22 protein-coding genes are annotated in these 20,276 nt (G+C 70.4%); 8 read left to right on the top strand and 14 right to left on the bottom strand.

Going from position 1 to position 20,276, the window contains the following annotated elements; genetic code table 11:
• Positions 1-142 precede the first annotated feature (142 nt).
• Positions 143-904, top strand: coding sequence for a GntR family transcriptional regulator (locus tag ACH4YL_RS02990; protein WP_398504165.1), 762 nt, complete (start codon positions 143-145; stop codon positions 902-904).
• Positions 905-959: 55 nt separating this feature from the next.
• Here the strand turns inward: ACH4YL_RS02990 and ACH4YL_RS02985 are convergent, their stop codons facing one another.
• The 3 genes from ACH4YL_RS02985 to ACH4YL_RS02975 all read right to left on the bottom strand — a co-directional run bounded on the left by ACH4YL_RS02985 (position 960) and on the right by ACH4YL_RS02975 (position 4,035).
• Complete coding sequence (locus tag ACH4YL_RS02985) at positions 960-2,117, bottom strand: ROK family transcriptional regulator (RefSeq protein ID WP_398504163.1); 1,158 nt, start codon at positions 2,115-2,117, stop codon at positions 960-962.
• An 87-nt stretch (positions 2,118-2,204) separates the two neighbouring features.
• Positions 2,205-2,855 carry a response regulator gene (locus ACH4YL_RS02980; protein ID WP_398504161.1) on the bottom strand — a complete coding sequence of 217 codons (651 nt, stop codon included), beginning with the start codon at positions 2,853-2,855 and terminating at the stop codon, positions 2,205-2,207.
• Between the two features lie 4 nt (positions 2,856-2,859).
• Positions 2,860-4,035, bottom strand: a complete 1,176-nt coding sequence (locus tag ACH4YL_RS02975; RefSeq protein WP_398504159.1) for a sensor histidine kinase — start codon at positions 4,033-4,035, stop codon at positions 2,860-2,862.
• 107 nt (positions 4,036-4,142) lie between these two features.
• On the opposite strand from ACH4YL_RS02975, the gene ACH4YL_RS02970 reads away from it, so the two are divergent.
• From ACH4YL_RS02970 to ACH4YL_RS02960, 3 genes are read left to right on the top strand one after another with little or no spacing between them, the layout of a single operon-like run.
• A complete protein-coding gene (locus ACH4YL_RS02970) occupies positions 4,143-5,075 on the top strand; it encodes an ABC transporter ATP-binding protein (protein ID WP_398504157.1) in 933 nt (310 codons plus the stop codon).
• Positions 5,076-5,078: 3 nt separating this feature from the next.
• Positions 5,079-5,825, top strand: a complete 747-nt coding sequence (locus ACH4YL_RS02965) for an ABC transporter permease (protein WP_398504155.1) — start codon at positions 5,079-5,081, stop codon at positions 5,823-5,825.
• 41 nt (positions 5,826-5,866) lie between these two features.
• Positions 5,867-6,292, top strand: coding sequence for a hypothetical protein (locus ACH4YL_RS02960; RefSeq protein ID WP_398504153.1), 426 nt, complete (start codon positions 5,867-5,869; stop codon positions 6,290-6,292).
• On the opposite strand, the gene mug is transcribed toward ACH4YL_RS02960, so the two are convergent.
• From mug to ACH4YL_RS02945, 3 genes are all read right to left on the bottom strand, one after another.
• Positions 6,289-6,834: a G/U mismatch-specific DNA glycosylase gene (mug, locus tag ACH4YL_RS02955; RefSeq protein WP_398504387.1), complete on the bottom strand. Its 546-nt coding sequence runs from the start codon at positions 6,832-6,834 to the stop codon at positions 6,289-6,291. The two genes, ACH4YL_RS02960 and mug, sit on opposite strands and share 4 nt — an antisense overlap.
• Entirely contained in the window at positions 6,831-8,264 is a 1,434-nt protein-coding gene (gene purB / locus ACH4YL_RS02950) for an adenylosuccinate lyase (protein ID WP_398504385.1), read from the bottom strand. Before purB ends, mug begins: the two co-directional genes overlap by 4 nt.
• Before the next feature lie 104 nt (positions 8,265-8,368).
• Positions 8,369-9,148, bottom strand: a complete 780-nt coding sequence (locus ACH4YL_RS02945) for an SGNH/GDSL hydrolase family protein (protein ID WP_398504151.1) — start codon at positions 9,146-9,148, stop codon at positions 8,369-8,371.
• 58 nt (positions 9,149-9,206) lie between these two features.
• Between ACH4YL_RS02945 and ACH4YL_RS02940 the strand changes: the two genes are divergently transcribed.
• Positions 9,207-10,211 (top strand): maleylpyruvate isomerase family mycothiol-dependent enzyme, encoded by a 1,005-nt coding sequence (locus ACH4YL_RS02940; protein WP_398504149.1) that lies wholly within the window; start codon positions 9,207-9,209, stop codon positions 10,209-10,211.
• A gap of 71 nt (positions 10,212-10,282) precedes the next feature.
• Positions 10,283-10,546: a holin gene (locus ACH4YL_RS02935; protein WP_398504147.1), complete on the top strand. Its 264-nt coding sequence runs from the start codon at positions 10,283-10,285 to the stop codon at positions 10,544-10,546.
• Between the two features lie 40 nt (positions 10,547-10,586).
• Here the strand turns inward: ACH4YL_RS02935 and ACH4YL_RS02930 are convergent, their stop codons facing one another.
• From ACH4YL_RS02930 to ACH4YL_RS02905, 6 genes are all read right to left on the bottom strand, one after another.
• A complete protein-coding gene (locus ACH4YL_RS02930) occupies positions 10,587-11,600 on the bottom strand; it encodes a hemolysin family protein (protein ID WP_398504145.1) in 1,014 nt (337 codons plus the stop codon).
• Positions 11,597-12,934 (bottom strand): hemolysin family protein, encoded by a 1,338-nt coding sequence (locus ACH4YL_RS02925; RefSeq protein WP_398504143.1) that lies wholly within the window; start codon positions 12,932-12,934, stop codon positions 11,597-11,599. The genes ACH4YL_RS02930 and ACH4YL_RS02925 overlap by 4 nt, the downstream gene beginning before the upstream one ends.
• Positions 12,935-13,072: 138 nt before the next feature.
• Positions 13,073-13,513: a GNAT family N-acetyltransferase gene (locus tag ACH4YL_RS02920; protein WP_398504141.1), complete on the bottom strand. Its 441-nt coding sequence runs from the start codon at positions 13,511-13,513 to the stop codon at positions 13,073-13,075.
• A gap of 81 nt (positions 13,514-13,594) precedes the next feature.
• Positions 13,595-14,473, bottom strand: coding sequence for an LLM class F420-dependent oxidoreductase (locus tag ACH4YL_RS02915; RefSeq protein WP_398504139.1), 879 nt, complete (start codon positions 14,471-14,473; stop codon positions 13,595-13,597).
• 45 nt (positions 14,474-14,518) lie between these two features.
• Positions 14,519-17,083 carry an ABC transporter permease gene (locus ACH4YL_RS02910; RefSeq protein WP_398504137.1) on the bottom strand — a complete coding sequence of 855 codons (2,565 nt, stop codon included), beginning with the start codon at positions 17,081-17,083 and terminating at the stop codon, positions 14,519-14,521.
• A gap of 7 nt (positions 17,084-17,090) precedes the next feature.
• Complete coding sequence (locus ACH4YL_RS02905) at positions 17,091-17,903, bottom strand: ABC transporter ATP-binding protein (RefSeq protein ID WP_398504383.1); 813 nt, start codon at positions 17,901-17,903, stop codon at positions 17,091-17,093.
• Between the two features lie 168 nt (positions 17,904-18,071).
• Between ACH4YL_RS02905 and ACH4YL_RS02900 the strand changes: the two genes are divergently transcribed.
• Together ACH4YL_RS02900 and ACH4YL_RS02895 are read left to right on the top strand one after the other, a co-directional pair.
• Entirely contained in the window at positions 18,072-18,365 is a 294-nt protein-coding gene (locus ACH4YL_RS02900) for an antitoxin (protein ID WP_398504135.1), read from the top strand.
• Entirely contained in the window at positions 18,362-18,733 is a 372-nt protein-coding gene (locus tag ACH4YL_RS02895; protein ID WP_398504133.1) for a fic family toxin-antitoxin system, toxin component, read from the top strand. Before ACH4YL_RS02900 ends, ACH4YL_RS02895 begins: the two co-directional genes overlap by 4 nt.
• 16 nt (positions 18,734-18,749) lie before the next feature.
• On the opposite strand, the gene ACH4YL_RS02890 is transcribed toward ACH4YL_RS02895, so the two are convergent.
• Entirely contained in the window at positions 18,750-19,436 is a 687-nt protein-coding gene (locus ACH4YL_RS02890) for a class I SAM-dependent methyltransferase (protein WP_398504131.1), read from the bottom strand.
• A 69-nt stretch (positions 19,437-19,505) separates the two neighbouring features.
• Entirely contained in the window at positions 19,506-20,219 is a 714-nt protein-coding gene (gene bioD, locus ACH4YL_RS02885) for a dethiobiotin synthase (RefSeq protein WP_398504129.1), read from the bottom strand.
• Positions 20,220-20,276 lie beyond the last annotated feature (57 nt).

Below are 20,276 nucleotides of genomic sequence, written 5' to 3'. Positions count from 1 at the left end.
CGACTTCATTCCGTGACGGCCCCAGGATTGGTCTTGACCAAGGTGGTGGCCCGTCCTATGGTCGGCAGAGTTAGTGCAGGAACCTTTAATAAACAAGGGCGCGGAAAAGCCGCCGCTGACACGGCGATTGCGGAGGATCAGGGTGGGGACCACGCAGCTCGAATCGGTGCCGGAGCCGAAGTACTGGCACCTCAAGACCGTGATCGGCGAAGCGCTCGACTCGGATTTCGCGGTGGGGGAGATCCTGCCGAACGAGCGTGATCTCGCCGCCCGCTTCGGAGTCGCCCGCGCAACGCTCCGGCAGGCGCTCGAACAGCTCGAGCTCGAAGGCCGGTTGCAGCGCCGACGCGGAGTCGGCACGACCGTCGCACCGCCGCGCATGGGCGTGGACGTCTCCACCACTCAGCACTCCTGGCCCGGATCGGCGCAGGACGCCTGGCAGTCCGTCGACTGCGCGACGGCGGTCCCGCCGGCGGCGGTGGCACGGCTGCTGGAGACCGGTGCCGAGGAAGAGACGCACATCCTGCGCAGGCTCCGGGTCTCGCACGGCCAGCAGGTCGCGGCGGAACTGCTCTATGTGCCGGCCTCGACCGTGCCGGAGCTGTCCGCCATAGACGCGCCGTCCGGGCCCGCCCGTTCCCGCGCGGTGCTGCGCGAGTTGCAGCGCCTCGACCTCGACGGACAGGACCGCGCGGTGGAGCTCGGGTCGGCACGCGCCGACGACGCCAAGGAGCTCGACCGGCTGCCCGGTTCACCCGTGCTGCTCGTCACCACCCGCTATGTCTCCGAGGGCCGGACGGCTGCCGTGTCCGTCGCCACATACCGCGCCGACACCTGCCGGCTCACCTTCGGCGACTCGGGCGACGTGGAGATCAGCCACGACCAGGAGCGCCGCGCCTCCTGATTGCCCGCACCGTCACGACCCGCACGGCTTACGGCCCGTCGCATCGAGCTCGCGCTCAGCGGCGGGCCGTCACCGTTCCCTCCACCGCGAAGAGTTCCTCCTCGACCTGGTCGAGCGCCAGGCGCAGCGCACCGGTCGCCACCGCTGCCTCGCCCAGCATCGACAGAGTCACTCGCGGCGGACGCAGACAGTACCGTTCCAGCTCGGCGCGGAGCGGATCCAGTACACCGTCGAGCCCTGCCGCCCAGCCGCCGATCACCACCAGCTCCGGATCGAGCGCCAGCACCAGGGCCGCCACATCGTGCACCAGCCGCTGGTTGAACCGCTCGACCGCCGCCTGCGCCCGGACGTCGCCCTGCTTCGCGAGGGCGAAGACATCGGCCACCGCCTGCTCGTCGAGAGGATGCAGCGGCTCGTCCGTCGTCGACAGCAGCTTCTCCGGTGTGACCTCACGGCCCAGCAGATGCAGCGCGCCGATCTCACCCGCGGCTCCGCCGAAACCGCGGTGCAGCCGACCGCCGATCAGCGAACCGGCCCCCGGGCTGAGCCCGGCGAGGACGAACACGATGTCGTCGGACTCGGTCGCGGCGCCTTTCCAGTGCTCCGCGACCGCCGCGGCGTTCGCGTCGTTCTCCACCAGCACCGGGCAGCGGAACGACCTCTGCAGCCGCTGACCGAGCGCAAGACCGGTCCAGCCGGGCAGCGCGGTGCCCAGCCGTACGGTGCCGTCGGCCTCGACAATGCCTGGCGAGCCGACGCCGACCGCCCGCAGACTGCTCCTGGCGACTCCGGCCCGTCGCAGCACATCCGCCACGACCAGCCGCACCCGCTCCAGCCGTTCGTCTGCGGAGGCCGTCTCCGACACCTCCCGGGAACCGGCGCCGATAATGCGCCCGTCGAGTCCGGACAGCAGCGCGGCGATCCGGTGCGGACCGATCTCCACGCCCAGCAGATGGCCGGCCTCGACCCGGAACCGGAAACGCCGCGCCGGACGGCCCTGGCGGCGCGCACCGCTCTCCTCGACATGGGTCTCGACGACCAGACCGCTCTCGATCAGCCCCTCGATCACGCCCTCGACGGTCGGCCGGGACAGCCCGGTGATCCGGGTCAGATCCGTGAGCGTGGGAGATCCGGCGCCCTGGAGTGCATGGAGTACCACCGCGGAGTTGATCCGCCGCAGCAGTGACGGGTCACCGCCGGTCAGCCGCCCCACCGTGTGTCCTTCCAGCTCGAGCGCGTGTTGGCCGGATCGTACTCGCTGGCCGCGAGGGCTGCGAGCGTCTGCGGGAAGGAGCCGGAGTCAGGCCGGGGCAACGAAACCGGACTCGTACGCGGCAATGACCGCTTGTGTGCGGTCGCGGGCGCCCAACTTGGCGAGCACCGCGCTGACATGGGACTTCACCGTCTCCGCGCCGATGATCAGCTCGGCGGCGATCTCCGCGTTGGACAGCCCGCGGGCCATCAGCCGCAGCACCGCAGCCTCGCGCTCGGTGAGCGAGGCCCGCTCCATGGCGTCGCGGGCGGCGCTGTTGCCGTACTCGGCGGCCAGCGCGCGCACCGCGGCCGGGAACAACAGCGACTCGCCCTCGGCGACCAGCCGGACCGCGTGCACGATCTCGGCCGGCCGGGCGCGCTTGAGCAGGAAGCCGTCCGCCCCGGCACGCAGCGCCTCGTACACGTACTCATCGTTCTCGAAGGTCGTCACGACCAGGATCTTCGGCGGCTGAGGCACCGTACGGAGCACGATCCGGGTGGCCTCGATGCCGTCGAGCAGCGGCATCCGCACATCCATCGCGACGACGTCCGGCCGCAGTTGGCGGACCAGGGGAACGACGGCCGCCCCGTCGGCCGCCTCGCCCACCACCTTGATGTCGGGCTGCGCCTCCAGCACGGCGCGCAACCCCGCGCGGACCAGGGGTTCGTCGTCAACGAGCAGAACGGTAACCGGCATCCGGTCAGCGTAGGCGGTCCAGCGGCAGTCTCACGCGCACCCTCCACTCTCCGTCGCAGGGTCCGGTCCTGGTCTCTCCGCCGAGCAACGCCGCCCGCTCCCGTATGCCGCGCAGCCCGCTGCCGCCCTGCCCCCTCGGTGCCGCGGCACCGACGAGTGGATTGGTCACGTCCATCTCCAGTCGCTGCCCGATGACCGCGATCCGCACCTGCACCGGGACGGGACCGGAGTGGCGCAGCACGTTGGTGAGTGCTTCCTGGAGGATGCGGTACCCCTCCCGGGAAATCGGACCCGGCACGAGCTCCAGTGGGCCCGTCAACTGTGCTTCGACCTTTGCCCCGGACGCCCGCGCAGACTCCAGCAACCGGTCCGACTCTTCCAGAGACGGCCGCTGGCTCACCGGCCGCCCGGTTTCGCGGAGGACGAGCAGCACGCGCTCCAGATCGTCGAGCGCGGCCCTGCCCGTCTCCTCGATCGCTGCCAGGGCCCGTTCGGTGAACTCGGGATCACCGGCGGCACGCGCGGCACCTGCTTGCACCACGGCGACGGTCAGCGCGTGTCCGATGGTGTCGTGAATCTCCCGGGCGATGCGGTTGCGTTCCAGCAGCTGCTCGGTGCGTTGCTCCAGGGCAGTGAGACGCTCGGTCGGGGACGGCCCGAGCAGCCGGCGCGCGAGATAGGTCACGAGTTCGCCGAGCACCACGAAGCAGACGAGCAGGGCCACGATCGGTACCACCGCGAGCAGCGCATACCACCAGTGAGGTTCCCAAGAGCGGAGCACCGTGGTGTTGCCGGGTGCGCCGCCGGACGCCCGCGAAATCAGGTCGATCGCGATCAATGGCAGCCACACGCTCGCGACTGTGGCCACGGCTGCCAGGAGCAGCCGCGCCTCGAGCCACAGCACCGTCCGCCATCGGTCCCGCCAAGTGACCGCCGTCGCGGTCGCGATGGAGGCGTCCGGCTTGCCCCGTTCGTGTGGTGTCAGCAGCAGCTGGGCCTGCAGCCCCTCTTCGAGCCGCACCGCGGGAACGAGACCGACCGGAACGGCCAGCACAGCCACGACGTAGAACCGCTCCATGTCGATGAACAACCAAATGGCCACGAAGGCCATGGGGATGCACAGATGCAGCCAGCGTGTGTACGTCACAGACCGGGCCAGCGGGCGCAGGAAACGGAGCATTCGTCCATCGTGCCAGCGCCATGATCGCTACCGCTCCCCCCGCGCGGGGGAGACGAACTCCACGGGCGGGGGAGGCCCCGGACCTGGTCGTCGGCGAATGTTGAGACATGACCAGCATCGACGTCCAAGAACTCACCAAGGAATACGGCACCACGCGCGCCGTGGACGACCTCACGTTCAGCGTGCGGCCCGGCAGGGTCACCGGATTCCTCGGCCCCAACGGCGCCGGAAAGTCCACGACCATGCGCATCGTCCTCGGTCTGGACCGGCCGACGTCCGGCGCCGCCACCGTCGGCGGACGGCGGTACATCGAATGGGACGAGCCGCTGCGCCAGGTCGGTGCGCTGCTCGACGCCCAGACCGCGCACGGTTCGCGGACCGCGCGAAACCATCTGACGGCCCTCGCGGTGAGCAACCGCATCCCGGTGCGGCGCGTGGACGACGTCCTTGAGGAAGCGGGCATCGCGAGCGTCGCGGACCGGCGGATCAAGACGTTCTCGCTCGGTATGCGTCAGCGGCTCGGGATAGCAGCGGCCCTGCTCGGTGATCCGGCGGTGCTGATTCTCGACGAACCGTCCAACGGGCTCGACCCCGAAGGCATCATCTGGATCCGTCAGTTGATGCGTGGACTCGCACGAGAGGGCCGTACCGTCCTGGTCTCCAGCCATCTGATGAACGAGACCGCGACCTTCGCCGACCACCTCGTCGTCCTCGGCCGGGGCCGACTGCTGGCCGACACCTCGCTGCAGGACTTCATCGACGTGCGCATCCAGCCGAAGGTCCGGCTGCGGACCACGGAAGGCGGCCGGCTGCGCACTGTGCTGGTCGGCAAGGGCTTCGCACCCGTCCAGGGCGAGGACGGGCTCTGGACGGTCCAAGGCGCGCGTGTGGAGGAGATCGGGCGGATCGCGGCCCATGCGGGCATTCCGATCCTCGAACTCACCAATGACGCGGCCACGCTGGAGCAGGCCTATCTCAACCTGACCGCAGACCAGACGGAGTACGCGTCCGTTCGTCCCATCGTGACCCAGGAGGCATGAGCCGTGTCCTTCCCCGCAGTTGTCCACTCCGAGTGGATCAAGATCCGCTCGCTGCGCTCCCTCACCGGTTCGCTGATGTCCGTCTTTCTGGCGACAGCCGGCTTCTCCATTCTCGTCTGCGCCGCGCTCGGACGTCCGGAGCCCGGCGTCACCGACTTCGATCCGGTGCTGTTCTCCTACTACGGCCTGAACTTCGGCCAGATGGCGGCCGTCACCTTCGGCGCCATAGCCATGGCCGCCGAGTACAAGAACGCCGGTATCCGCGTCTCCCTGGCGGCAGTTCCGAACAGGGGCCTCTTCTACGCGGCCAAGCTGGCCGTGGTGGGCGCGCTGGCGTTCGTCGTCGGCCTGGTCACGAGTCTGAGCTGCTTCCTGTCCGGGCAGGCGCTCATCGACGAGGGATTCGGCATAGGCATCGGCGACCCGGGAGCGCTGCGCGCGGTTGTCGGCTGCGCCCTCTACTTTGCGCTGATCAGTCTGCTGGCAGCCGGGCTTGCTGCCCTGCTGCGCAGTGTGACGGGTGCGCTGAGCGTCCTCGTTCCGCTGTTCCTCATACTCCCCTTCGTGATCGGTGACGTCTCGGCCGACAGCAGCGCTGCCGAGTTCTTCCCGGACCGGGCAGGCCAGCAGATCCTGCTGCAAGATCCCTCGGGGACGCTGGGGCCGTGGACCGGCATGGCGGTGCTGGCAGCCTGGACGGCACTCTCGGTGGCGGCGGGCTGGTGGGCGCTCTCCCGCCGGGATGCCTGACGGCCAGCCAAATGTCAGTGCGGGCCGGTTTACTGGGAGCTATGACGACCGCACAGCACCTCGAGACGATCGACTTGCTGCGCTCCCGGGACTTCCCCGAGGAGCCCGGCCCGTCGGACGTCGGCCGGGAAGGCCCCGGATTTCACATAGCGGAGCTGAACGGGCGCGTCGGCGACGGTCACAACGCGGGCGCGGACGAGGACGCTGAGGCAGCGGCCGACCAGCGTGCGGTGGAGCAGGGCGCACTGCTGGACGATCTGACACGACGCTGGGGCGAGCCTGGCGTCTTCAACCTGGTCACTACGCTGCTGCGGGTCGAGCGGGACGAGGAGGTGCCGGACCCCTGGCGGCGGCTGAGCGAGCAGATGGAATGGCTCTACCTGTGGCAGATCGAGGACCGGTGGATAGGGGTCGGACTGTCGGACTTCCAACTGCAGACCGTCGTGACGGAGATCGATCCTCCCTAGGAAGCAGCCTCCTGCGCCGCCGTGCGCAGCCGCCCGAACTCCTCGGCCATTGTCTGCGCCGTCCAGTGAGCGTTGAGCCCGCTCGGATTCGGCAGAGCCCAGATTCTCGTCCCGCCGATCGTGCGTTCCTGCGGACCGATCTTCGCCTTCTTCTCACCGAAAGCCGTGCGGTACGCGGTCACACCGACCACCGCCAGCCATCGCGGCCGCAGCCGCTCCACCTTGGCCGTCAGCAGACGTCCGCCCTCGTGGAACTCCTCGTCGCTCAACTCGTCGGCGCGCGCGGTCGCCCGGGCCACCACATTGGTGATGCCGAGACCGTGAACGAGCAGCTCGCGCTGTTCCGCGGGCTTCAGCTGACGGGGCGTGAAGCCGGACAGATGCAGCACCGGCCAGAAGCGGTTGCCCGGGCGGGCGAAGTGATGGCCCGTCGCCGCCGACATCAGCCCGGGGTTGATGCCGCAGAAGAGCACCGACAGACCGCCCGCGACCACATCGTCGATGACGCGGTCACGGGCGGCCTCGAGCTCGTCGGGGGTCAGAGGATCGACCCCGGGGCGTAGCCGGCGGCCTCCGGGTGCTGCTTGACGATCTCGTCGATCCGCGAGACGACAGCGGCCACCTGGTCGGCGGCCGCGCCGGTGAACGACAGCTTGTCGGCCATCAGCGCGTCCAACTGCCCGCGGTCCAGCGGGATGCGCTCGTCCGCGGCGAGCTTGTCCAGCAGCTCGTTGCGCTCGGCGCCCTGCTCGCGCATCGCCAGCGCCGAGGCGACCGCGTGCTCCTTGATGGCCTCGTGCGCGACCTCGCGGCCGACTCCGGCCCGTACCGCGCCCATCAGCACCTTGGTCGTGGCAAGGAACGGGAGGTACCTGTCGAGCTCACGGGCGACGACGGCGGGGAACGCGCCGAACTCGTCGAGCACCGTGAGGAAGGTCTCCAGCAGCCCGTCGAAGGCGAAGAAGGCGTCCGGCAGTGCCACCCGGCGGACCACGGAGCAGGACACGTCGCCCTCGTTCCACTGGTCACCGGCCAGCTCGCCGGTCATCGACGCATAGCCGCGCAGGATCACCATCAGGCCGTTGACGCGCTCGCAGGAGCGGGTGTTCATCTTGTGCGGCATCGCCGAAGAGCCGACCTGGCCGGGCTTGAAGCCCTCGGTGACCAGTTCGTGCCCGGCCATCAGCCGGATCGTCTTGGCGACGGAGGACGGCGCGGCCGCGAGCTGGACCAGCGCGGAGACCACGTCGTAGTCGAGCGAGCGCGGGTAGACCTGGCCGACCGAGGTGAAGGCGTGGTTGAAGCCCAGGTGTCCGGCGATCCGCTGCTCCAGCTCGGCGAGCTTCGCCGCGTCCCCGCCGAGGAGGTCGAGCATGTCCTGGGACGTGCCGACCGGGCCCTTGATGCCGCGCAGCGGATAACGGGCCAGCAGGTCCTCAAGGCGCCCGTACGCCACCAGCAGCTCGTCGGCCGCGGTCGCGAAACGCTTGCCGAGTGTGGTGGCCTGCGCGGCGACATTGTGCGAGCGGCCGGCCATCACCAGCTCGGCGTACTCACCGGACAGCTTGCCCAGCCGGGCGAGTACGGCGACGGTGCGGTCGCGCATCAGCTCCAGCGAGAGGCGGATCTGGAGCTGCTCGACGTTCTCGGTCAGATCGCGGGAGGTCATGCCCTTGTGGACATGCTCATGGCCCGCGAGCGCGTTGAACTCCTCGATCCGCGCCTTCACATCGTGGCGGGTGATCTTCTCGCGCTCGGCGATCGACGCGAGATCGACCTGGTCGAGCACGCGCTCGTAGTCGGCGAGAGCGGCCTCGGGCACCTCGATGCCGAGGTCCTTCTGGGCGCGCAGCACCGCGAGCCAGAGCTGACGCTCCAGCTTCACCTTCTGCTCGGGGGACCACAGGACGGCCAGCTCCGCGGAGGCGTAGCGGCCGGCCAGGACATTGGGGATGCGAGGCTTCGCAGACACGGCGTTCACGTAGCCAGATTCTACTGGCGGTTTGTGCAGGCCAGCGCCGCGCCTGTGCTTGTACGTTGCTACGACAGCCGCAGCGCGTGCCAGGAGCGCCCGGTTTACGAGACCGGTGGCTCGTACGGCAGCAGATCAGCGCGCTTGGGCGCGCGGCCGTCGCCGGAGGAGCGACCCGTCAGCCGGCGGCCTATCCACGGCCCCAGATGCGTCCGCGCAAAGCGCAGGTCCGCGGCCCGCCGGGCCGCCCAACCCGCCCGGAGTTCCGGCGGCAGCGGCGCCAGCCAGTCGTGCTCCGCGTCGAGGCCGAGTGTCTGCCAGACCGCCTCGGCCACCCGCCGGTGGCCCTCGGACGTCAGGTGCAGCCGGTCCACGTCCCACATGCGCTGGTCGCCGAGCGCCCCGGAGCCGTACAGATCCACCACCAGTGCGCCGTGCCGCGCGGCCAGCGCGTCGACATGGGCGAAGAGTTCCTCCATGCGCGGGCGGAAGCGTTCCATCACGGGACCGTTGCGGCCGGGACTGCGCATCAGCACGAGTTGCCCGCAGGACGGCGCCAGCTTCTCGACCGCCTCCTCCAGCAGGCCGCGCACCCGGCCCATGTCGCACTTGGGCCGCAGCGTGTCGTTGAGGCCGCCGACGAGCGTCACCACGTCCGCGTTCATCGCGGCCGCCACATCGACCTGCTCGTCCACGATCTGGCCGATGAGCTTTCCGCGTACGGCGAGATTCGCGTACCGGAAGCCCGGCGAGCGCGCGGCCAGCCGGCCCGCGAGCAGGTCCGCCCAGCCGCGGTAGGAACCGTCCGGCAGGAGGTCGGACATGCCCTCGGTAAAGGAATCGCCGACCGCGACAAAACTGGTGTAACTGGCATTCATCTCCATGGCGGAGCGATCCTACCGCGCGGTAAGGTCCGTCGGTTCCGTACCGGAGGGAGCCGAAGTGAGCGACGCGCTGATGAACGCGCTGGCCGAGGCGCTGGCCGATCTAGTGACCTCGGTCGACACCTGTGACGACGATGTACTCGACCCCGACACCGGGGTGAAATGGCTGGAGACGACCGGATATCTCCTCGACCGGCTGTCACCCGCCGACCGTCTCACCCTGTCCCGGCTGCTGCGCCGGGCCGCGGCGCGCCAGCCCGACGGAGCGTGGCGCGACGATCTGCTGCGCATCCCCGAGGAGTTCGGCCTCGACGACGACCAGCACGAGCTGTACTGCGATGCCGTCGAGCATCTGGAGCGGCGGTTCGTCGAGACCGTACGGGACGTGGATCCCGCGACCCCGGTGCCCAGCTGTCCCGGCTGGTCCTTCGCCGACCTCGTCAAGCACCACGGCACCACGCACCGCTGGATGGAACATCTCGTACGGACCCGGGCGTCCGAGCGCGTCTGGTCCCGGGACGTGCCGCTCGATCTCCCGGACGACACCGCCGCGTATCCCGACTGGCTCGCCCGCAGCGCCGCGGCCACGCTGCGAACCATGCGCGGCGTCGATCCGGAGACTCCGATGTGGTCCCACGGAGCCGACCAGCGTGTGCGTTTCTTTCCGCGCCGGCTGCTCTTCGAGGCCGTCGTCCATCTCGCCGACGCGGAACTCGCTCTCGGGCAGCAGCCACGCATCGCGGTGAGTACGGCGGCCGACGGCATCGAGGAGTTCCTGGAGAACCTGCCGTACTACTCCTGGCTCGCCGAACCGGTCGGCGCACTGCCGGCCGGCTCGATCCGGCTGGCCGCCAAAGAGACCGGTGCGACCTGGACGATCGTCTTCGGCCCGGGCGGCTTCCGCTGGACGAAGACCGCGGGGGAGGCGCATGTGAGCGTCACGGGCACGACGGGTGATCTGCTGCTGCTCGTGTACGGGCGTCTGAAGGCGGACGACGCGCGGTTCGTCGTCTCCGGAGACCGCGCGGTGCTCGGCGGCTGGCTGAGGGCCGCCACGTTCTAGGGAGTGTCCGTAAAGTTTGCGGACACTCCCTAGGACTGTCGGCACGGCGCGTTCCGCAGTATGTCCAGTACATGTTCACTGCTGACTTCTGGAAGGCCACGGCGGAGCGTGCCATCCGCACCTTCGCCCAGTCCCTCGTCGCCGTCCTTGCGGCCGGTGCGACCGATCTCTTCGACGTCGACTGGCCGGCCGCGCTCGCCACGGCCGGCCTGGCGACGCTGCTCGCGGTCCTGACCGCGATCGGCGCCGCCAAAGCGGGACGGCCCGGTCCGGGTCTCACCGAGACCACGGAACGGGCCGTCCCGCGCGGGGCCCAGGCCGGCGGCCCGGGCTAGGCCCTGTCTTTCGGCGCGGGTTCCGGCCGGGGAAACCGGTCTAGTCGCGCCGGCCCACGAGCTCCCTGAGCACGTCCTCCATCGTCACCAGTCCCTCCGGCGTGCCGTCCTCCTCGAGAACCGCCGCCAGGTGCGTACGGCTGCGTCGCATCGCGGTCAGCACATCGTCGAGCGGCGTCGCCGCACGCACCCGCGCGATCGGCCGCATCGCCGTGACCGGGAACGGCACGTCGCGCGGAGTCGCGTCCAGGGCGTCCTTCACATGGAGATAGCCGAGGATCTGACGGCTGGCGTCGACGACCGGGAAACGCGAGAAGCCGGACTCCGCGGACAGCAGCTCCAGTTGCTCGGGAGTGGTCTCGGCCCGTGCGTAGACGACGCGTTCGACCGGCATCACCACGTCCCGCACCGGCCGGCGGCCCAGTTCCAGCGCGTCACGCAGCCGTTCCGCCGAACGGTCGTCGAGCAGCCCGGCTTCGCCCGCGTCCCGCACCATCTGCGCCAGATCGGCGTCGGAGTAGGTGGCGGACACCGCGTCCTTGGTGTCCACCCGGAGCAGCTTCAGCAGACCGTTGGCCAACGCGTTGACCGTGAAGATCACCGGACGCAGCGCCTTGGCCAGCGTGACCAGCGGCGGGCCGAGCAGGAGCGCGCTGCGCGTGGGCTCGGCCAGGGCAATGTTCTTCGGCACCATCTCGCCGAGCAGCATGTGCAGATACGTCGCCAGGGCCAGCGCGATCACGAACGAGATCGGGTGCACCGCGCTGTGCGGCACTCCGATCGCGTCGAACACCGGCTCCAGCAGATGAGCGATGGCAGGCTCGGCGACGATGCCGAGGACCAGGGTGCACAGCGTGATGCCCAGCTGCGCGGCAGCCAGCAGCGCCGACACATGCTCAAGTCCCCAGAGCACGCTGCGCGCCCGCCGGTTCCCGGCCTCCGCCTCCGGCTCGATCTGGCTACGCCGCACCGAAATGAGCGCGAACTCCGCGCCGACGAAGAAGGCGTTGACCACCAGGCTCAGCAGGCCGATGAGAAGCTGGATCGCGATCATCGTCCGGCCTCCTCGGGCTCCTCGTCGGAGGCAAGCGGTGCGTGCATCAGCACCCTCGCCGCCCGCCGTCCGGTGGCGTCCACGACATCGAGCCGCCAGCCCTGCAGGTCGATCCGGTCTCCCTCGGCCGGGATACGGCCCAGCTCGGTGGCGATCAGGCCGGCGAGCGTCTCGTACGGACCCTCCGGCACACGGAGGCCGACCCGCTCCAGCTGGTCGGTGCGGGCCGCGCCGTCCGCCGACCACAGCGTCCGGCCGTCCGCGTCCTCGCCGGCCGGGGCGAGATCCGGCGTCTCGTGCGGATCGTGCTCGTCCCGCACCTCGCCGACGACCTCCTCGACGATGTCCTCCATCGTCACCACGCCGGCGGTGCCGCCGTACTCGTCGATCACGACGGCCATCGTGGACCTGCCGGAGAGCCGGTCGAGCAGCCGGTCCACGGTCAGCGTCTCCGGCACCAGCAGCGGCTGGCGCAGCAGCTCCGAGACGCGGTGGCGGGCGCGCCGGTCGGCCGGTACCGCCAGCACGTCCTTGATGTGGGCGATGCCGACCACGGAGTCGAGGCTGCCGCGGTAGACCGGGAACCGGGACAGGCCGGTCGCGCGCGTGGCGTTGGCGACGTCCTCGGCGGTGGTGTGCACTTCGAGGGCGGTGACCTGGACGCGCGGGGTCATCACGTTCTCAGCGGTCAGTTCGGCGAGGTTGAGCGTACGGACGAACAGTTCGGCGGTGTCCGCCTCCAGAGCACCCTCCTTGGCGGAGTGGCGGGCCAGCGCGACCAGTTCCTTCGGGCTGCGGGCCGAGGCCAGCTCCTCGGTCGGCTCCATGCCGATCCGGCGCAGGATGCGGTTGGCCGAGTTGTTCAGATGGCTGATGAGAGGCTTGAAGGCAGCGGTGAAGACCCGCTGCGCGGGTGCCACCGCCTTCGCCACGGCCAGCGGTGAGGAGATGGCCCAGTTCTTCGGGACGAGCTCGCCGACGACCATCAGCACGAGGGTGGACAGCGCGGTGCCGATGACGAGGGCCAGCGAGGAGGCCACGGAGGGTGAGAACCCGAGGTCCTCGACCGGGCCGCGGATCAGCTTGGCGATCGAGGGTTCGGAGAGCATGCCGACGACCAGATTGGTGACGGTGATGCCGAGCTGTGCGCCGGAGAGCTCGAAGGTGAGGCTGCGCACGGCCTTGAGCGCACTCGCCGCTCCGCGTTCGCCGCGCTCGGCGGCCCGTTCGAGGTCACTGCGCTCGACCGTGGTGAGCGAGAACTCCGCCGCTACGAAGGCACCGCAGGCGAGTGCGAGCAGCACCGCCACGAGGAGCAGGAGCACTTCGGTCATCGGGTCACCTCCGTCCCATGATCGGGCAGGGGCTGGAGGAATGCTCGATGTCTACTACTGGGAGGCTCGCCCATGGGCGGACGCTCACACCTTTCGTACGGAGAGTGATGGACCACCCATGGTAAAGGACCGGCAAAGTCAGTTGGTACGGACGGGAGCGGCGAAGCGCTTGACCCAGCGCCGCCAGTGGTCCTCCCGCTCGTACCCGGCGGCCGCCCATGCCGCCCGCGCCCGCTCATTGTCCTCCAGCACCATCGCGTCCCCGCGCCGTCCGCCGACCGCCAGGAGCCGTGCCTCGGCCGCGTCCAGCAGTGCCGTCGCGATGCCCTGCCTGCGGTGCGACGGCAGGACGGCGAGCCGGTACAGCGAGCAGCGCCACCCGTCGTAACCGGCGATCACCGAGCCGACCAGCGTGCCGTCGCACTCGGCGAGGATCAGCGCCTCGGGGTCCCGCGCGATGAGCCGGTCGACGCCGTCCACGTCGTCCGTGATGCTGGTGCCCTCTGCCGCCTCCTTCCAGAAGGCGAGTACGGTCTCGGCCTCGTCCGCCCTGGCGGTGCGTATGTTCAGATCGATCACGGCCGGAGCCAAACACGCCCGCGCACGCGTGTGCCACCGACTTCCACGGTTCGAGACGTCCCTGAGCCAGGCTGCGGCCGGTCAGCTGCCGCGCAGCTCCTCGATCACCGGGCCGAACGTCTCCAGATACGGATCGAGCACGGAGATGTACGAGAAGCCGTACCGCTCCCGCTGGGCGCGCAGCTGGTCGGCGATCTGCCCGACCGTGCCGACCGCCAGCAGCGGCAGCTGAAGCACCTGCTCGGCGCTCAGATGCGGGGCCAGCGGCAGCAGATCCCGCACCGCGGCCTCCCGGTCGTCGGTGACCGCGACGAACTGGATGAGCAGATTCAGCTCCTGCTCGTCGGCCCGTCCCGCGGCGGCCTTCCGGTAGGCGGCGATCCGCCCGTCCAGCTCCTCGCCGGTGAGCACCTTGAGCCCGTCCTTGCTCTCCCGGGCGCCGGTGAACGCGACGACGTCGGCGTGCTCCACCGCCAGCCGCAGCACCCGGTCGCCGTTGCCGCCGATCAGCAGCGGCGGCCCGGGCCGCTGGACCGCCTTCGGCAGATGCCCGTCGTCCGCCAGCAGCCGCTTCAACTCCTCGACCGTACGGCGCAGATGGCCGACGCGGCCGCCCGGCGCGAGGAACTCCAGACCCGCCCGGTCGTGCTCCTCCTTCACATAGCCCGCGCCGATGCCGACCTCCAGTCGGCCACCAGTGAGAACGTCGGCGGTGGCGATCTCGCGGGCCAGCAGAGTCGGGTTCCAGAAACCGGCGTTGAGCACGAAGGTGCCGAGGCGGGGCCGCTCGGTCACCGCGGCGGCCGCCACCAGCGCGGGGAAGGGCGCCATCATCCCGAGATGGTCGGGCACCTGGATCACGTCGTAGCCGAGCTCTTCGGCCCGCCGGCACTTCTTGCGCCACTCCTCGCCGCCGGTCGGCGTCAGCATGTTCACCGAGAATCGGAACGGCCCGGCCATGAACACTCCTCGTATTGAGATGTATGGCGTCGAGATGTACGGCGGCTACTCGTGGGCGATGGCGGCCAGCACGTTCATCCGCGAGGCCCGCAGCGCCGGCAGCACCGCCGCCGCCAGGCCCACGACCACCGACCCGATCACCACCGCGACGACCGTCCCCCACGGCACGGCGAACGCGGTCAGCCCCTCCAGCGCCAGCACCTGCTGGACGGCCACACCCCACACCATGCCCAGCACCAGCCCCAGCAGTGCCCCGAACACCGCGATCACGACGGACTCCAGCCGGATCATGCGCCGCAGCTGCACTCGGGAGAGGCCGATCGCGCGCAGCAGCCCGATCTCGCGGGTCCGCTCGACCACCGACAGCGCAAGGGTGTTGACCACGCCGAGCACGGCGATGACGATCGCAAGGCCCAGCAGCGCATACACCAGATAGAGCATCACGGCGATCTGCTGCCGGATCAGCTCCTTGTAGTCGGCCTGGTCCCGCACCTGCACCTGCGGATACGGGTCGAGCGCCGACTCCAGCCCCTTGCGCAGGTCGGCCGCGTCGCTGCCGTTCGCGGCGTTCACGTACAGCGCAGCCTCCTGCCCGCCCGGCAGGTACTTCTCCACGGTGGCGAGCCCCATGAACAGGCCGCCCTCCATGCCGGGCCCGCCGCTCTGGTCCATGTCGGTGAGCGCGCGGACCGTCAGCCGGGTCCGCTGTCCGCCCGGGAACTCGGCGGGCAGCGCCGACCCGATCCGCACCTTGTGGTCCGTCGCGTAGTCCTTGTCCATCGCGATGCTCCCGGACGCCAGCGCGGCCGCCGTGTTCCCGCTCGCGTAGGTGATGTTGGCGGCCTCGTCCAGCTTCGGGTCGTAGCCGGACGCCGTCGACTCGATCCGTTTGCCGTCGGGCAGCGTCAGCGCGACCGGCGCGAAGCGCTGCCGTACGACCGTGCCGGCGCTCTCGACGCCCTGCACCTTCTCGGTGATCTCCTGCGGGAACGGCTGGAAGTTGCTGTTCTGCACGACGAAGTCGGCGCCCAGCGTCTTGTCGATCTGGTTGTCGAAGGACTTGGTCATCGAGGAGCTGGCGATGGAGAGCCCGCCCACCAGCGCCAGACCCACCATCAGCGCGGCCGCGGTGGCGCCCGTACGCCGAGGGTTGCGCAGGGCGTTGCGCTGGCTCATCCGGCCCACGGAGCCGAACACCTTGGGGAATGCCCCGCCCAGCACCCGGATCACCGGCCGCACCAGCAGCGGCCCCGCCACCACCGTGGCGATCAGCGTCAGCACCACGCCGAGACCGAGCAGCGAGGCCGCGGTCGAGGTCTTCTCGCTCACCACGCATCCCGCGAGCGCGGCGGCGCCGGCCGCCGCGACGATGCTTCCCGCGATCGCCCGGACCTTCAACGGCCCTCCCACACCCGCGACTTCGGCGTCCGCGAGCGCGGCCATCGGCGACACCTTGGCGGCGCGGCGGGCGGGCAGATACGCGGCAACGAAGGTGACGCCCAGGCCGACCGCGTACGCGGACACCGGGGTCGCGACCTTCAGCACCATCTCGGCGGCGCTGAGGTTCATACCGAGCAGACCCATCAGCTCGATGAGCCCGGCCGCGAGCCCGATTCCGGCCGCCAGGCCGAGCGTCGAGCCGACCAGACCCAGCAGCAACGCCTCGGTGAGCACCGAACGGCGCACCTGGCGGCGGTCCGCGCCGAGTGCCCGCAGCAGTCCCAGTTCGCGGGTGCGCTGGGCGATCAGCATCGAGAAGGTGTTGACGATCAGGAAGATGCCGACCAGGACCGCCACCCCGGCGAAGCCGAGCATCACCCACTTGATCACATCGAGGAACGGGCCCAGTTGCTCGGCAGAGGACTTGGCCTGCTCGTCGGCGGTCTTGAGTTCGTAGGCGTCTCCCAGCTCGGCGGCGACGCGCTGCTTGAGCGTCTCGTCGCTGACTCCGTCCGCGGCGTCCACGAAGACAGAGGTGGCGATGCCGGGCTTGCCGAGCAGCTTGGTCTGGGCGGTAGGGGTGTCCAGAAAGACCAGCGCCGCGCCCGGGTTGGTCGTCTTGAACGTGGCGATGCCGACGATCTTGACCTTGAAGGAACCGGGCTGCGCGAGGACGGTGAGCGTGTCGCCGATGTCCACGTTCTTGTTGTCGGCGGTGTCCTTGTCGAGCAGCGCCTCGCCCGGGCCGCGTGGCGCGTGCCCGCTGGTCAGCTCGACCGGACTGCGCTCGGTGACACGCCAGTTGGTGGCGATGGTCGGCGCGCCGGTCGTCGGCCCGACGGCCTCGTTCGCGGCGTCGACGACCGTGAGGTTCTGCACGGCCGCCTCGATGCGGGCGGCCTTGACCCCGTCGACGGAGCTCACCCGGTCGGCGAGCTCGGCGGGCAGGGTGCGTACGACGCCGGTCGGCAGCGCCTCGCCGATGCCCTCCTTCGGAGAGATCGTCACATCCGCCGCGGTGGAGGCGAAGAGCCGGTCGAATGTGCGGGAGACGGTGTCCGAGAAGATCAGCGAACCGCTGACGAACGCCACCGACAGCAGTACGGCCAGCGCCGAGAGAAGCAGCCGCCCCTTGTGGGCGAAGAAGCTTCGCAGAGTCGCCTTCAGCAACGTGACCTCAGCTCTTGCGCAGGGCGTCGAAACCGGGGGTCTGGGGGTTCCCCCCAGAAAAGAGGCGCATGCGTTCCAGCACCGCCTCTGCCGTCGGATCCGGCATGACATCCACGATCCGCCCGTCCGCGAGGAACAGCACCAGATCGGAGTAGGCGGCCGCGCCCGGGTCGTGCGTCACCATCACCACCGTCTGCTCCAGCCGGTCGACGGCCTCGCGCAGAAAACCCAGTACCTCGGCGCCGGCGCGGGAGTCGAGATTGCCGGTGGGCTCGTCGGCGAAGATCAGCTCGGGACGGGAGGCGAGGGCCCGCGCGCAGGCCACCCGCTGCTGCTGCCCGCCCGACAGCTGGGCGGGCCGGTGGCTGAGCCGGTCGCGCAGCCCGAGCGTGTCGATGACCTGGTCCACCCACTCCCGGTCGGGCTTGCGGCCCGCGATGTCCATCGGGAGCGTGATGTTCTCGGCGGCGGTCAGCGTCGGCAGCAGGTTGAACGCCTGGAACATGAAGCCGATCCGGTCCCGGCGCAGCCGCGTCAGCTCGCGGTCCTTCAGACCGGTGATCTCCGTGTCGCCGAGCCACACCTGGCCGGCGGAGACGGTGTCGAGACCGGCCAGACAGTGCATCAGCGTGGATTTGCCCGAGCCGGACGGGCCCATGACGGCGGTGAACCGGCCGCGCGCGATGTCGACGTCGACGGCGTCCAGCGCGCGTACGGTCGTCTCACCGCTGCCGTACGCCTTGGTCAGCGCCCGCGCACGGGCGGCGAGCGGCACGTCCGCGGCCTGGCCGTGGGTGGGTGCAGTGGCAGGTGTGGACAAGGCCGCCTCCCGGATCGTGGCCACGCGCCTGGCTCCCTACAGATCTCCGAGCCTAGAGCGTCCATGGTGGCGGCTGTATCCGTCGTAGGGCCCGGTCCTCAGGGTTGATGTAAGGGCCACCTGAAGGCGCACTTGCCGATGCTAGCGCTCGCGCGCTAGCTTGTGGAGGTGGCGAAGACTCAGTTGAACGTGAGAGTGGACGAGTCCACCGCGGAGGCCGCCCGGCAGCGGGCGCTCCAGCGGGGTATGAGCGTGAACCGCTATATCGAGGAACTCGTCAAGCAGGACGCGGGCGAGGTGGGACGCACCTTCGTCGAGGCGGCGTCGGACTTCATGAAGCAGTACGAGTCCGTGTTCGCCGAGGAGTTCGGCGAGTTCGGCGGCGCGCCCCCGGGCACGGGCAGCAAGGCGAGCACGAGCAGCAGGGCCAGCACGGGCACCGGACACGAAGGCACGCGTTGACTCTTCAGATCGACCTCGCATGGCTGCTGATGGTCGCGGAGCACAAGACCCCCGGCGATCCGCAGGTGACGGACTGGGGCGCGCTCGTCGCCGCGGTCAGCCGTCATGAGGCGGAGGTCTTCGGCATCCCCGTCTACAGCGACCCGCACGCCCGGGCCGCGTCCCTGCTCCAGCTGCTGCTCCACGTGCCCGCGCTCGAGCACTCGAACGCGATGTTCGCCTCCGCCGTGGCGTACGGCTATCTCGTCGCCAGCGGCCTGAAGGTCGTCACCTCGCCGGAGCGGGTCCGGGACCTGGCCCGGCTGGTCAAGCAGGGCAAGGCGGACGTCCGGGCCATCGCCGACGAGCTGCGTCAGTGGAGCGTCTGACGGCCGGGCCGCCCGATCAGCCGCCGGGCACCTCGGTGAAGGGCCGCCGCGCCACGCCCAGCACACACGGCGACGACGGCAGCTGCATCCCGCGCTCGGGCACCTGGAACCTTCGGTACATGCCGAGTTCGAAGCCGGCCGTCTCGATCGCGGCGATGGTGTCCCGCGAGGTGTGACAGCCGCCGAACAGCAGCGGCCACACCGTACGGTCCAAGGCCCGCTGCGTCCGCGCCATCCCCTTGGTCGCGGCCCGGCCGTGCTCGAAGAACCGCAGCTCGCCGCCCGGCCGCAGGACGCGGCGGATCTCGGCGAGCGCCCGCGGCAGATCCCGTACGGAACACAGCACGAGTGACGCGACGGCCGCGTCGAAGGCCTCGCTCTTGACCGGCAGCGCCTCGGCCGCGCCCGGCACCACGTCCACCGGCACCTCGACACGGCCCGGGGCCTGGACCGCCAACTGACGCAGGCTGCGCTCCGGTTCGAGCGCGACGACCTCGGACACGGCGTGCGGGTAGTACGCGAAGTTCAGACCGTTGCCCGCACCGACCTCGATCACCCGGCCCGAGAGTCCGGACAGCAGCTCCCGGCGGTATCCGGCGATGCCCTGGTTCTTCTCGGCGGCCACGCTGAACCGGGCGTAGAAGCGCGCGAAGAGCGGGTGGTGGACGGCGTCCCGGGGCACTGTGCTGCTGCGCAGGGGCATCGCGGCCTCCTCGGGACGACGGGCGCGGTCACCCTCATTCTCCCCCTGGGCAGCGGAAGCAGAACGTTCTCAGCGCACGGCGGTCGTGAACGCCTGCGCGTCCCACGAGCCGCCGAGCCGCGGCGCGAGCCAACTCCCGGCCCGCGCACGGAACTCCTCGGGCGCAAGACCCCCCGCGCCTTCCGGTACGGCGCCCAGCAGCGGCGCGCCCGCGTCCATCGGCAGATCGACGAGATTGCACCGCGCGGCGAGATCCGGCGCGTCCGGCCAGCTTCCGACGACCACGCCCAGCTGCTCCAGACCGCGCGCCCGCAGCGCCTCGCCGGTCAGCGCGGCTCCATTGAGCGTGCCGAGACCGGCGGGCACGACGACCAGCACGGGAGCGGCGAGGAGCCGCGCGGCATCGGCGAGTGTCCCGCCGTCCTCGTCGAACCGCACCAGCAGCCCGCCGGCGCCCTCCACCAGCACCAGATCATGCTCAATGGCGAGCTTCTCGACGGCCTCGGCCACATCGTGCGGCCGCACGGTCGCCATCCCGGCCCGCACAGCCGCGGTCACCGGTGCCAGCGGCTCGGGATATCGGGCCAGCTCAACACCGGTGATCCCGCCGCCCAGCCGTGCGACCTCATCGACGTCCCCGGCCTCGGTGACCCCGACCCCGGTCTGCGCCGGCTTCAGCACGGCGACGCTGCGCCCCTGCGCCCGCGCGACGGCGGCCAGGGCCGCGGTGACCACGGTCTTCCCGATCTCGGTCCCGGTCCCGGAGACGACGATGACTGCCATGGTGTGCCTGCCTTCCTGTTCTCGTGTGCGGGCCTGCCGCCGGACACCTCGCAGCAC

Origin of the sequence: Streptomyces sp. NPDC020681, from assembly GCF_044334895.1 — a bacterium.
In the GTDB taxonomy this organism is placed as follows: domain Bacteria; phylum Actinomycetota; class Actinomycetes; order Streptomycetales; family Streptomycetaceae; genus Streptomyces.
Note: the sequence above shows the minus strand (reverse complement) of the source record. Positions and strands in the feature narration are given on the sequence as shown.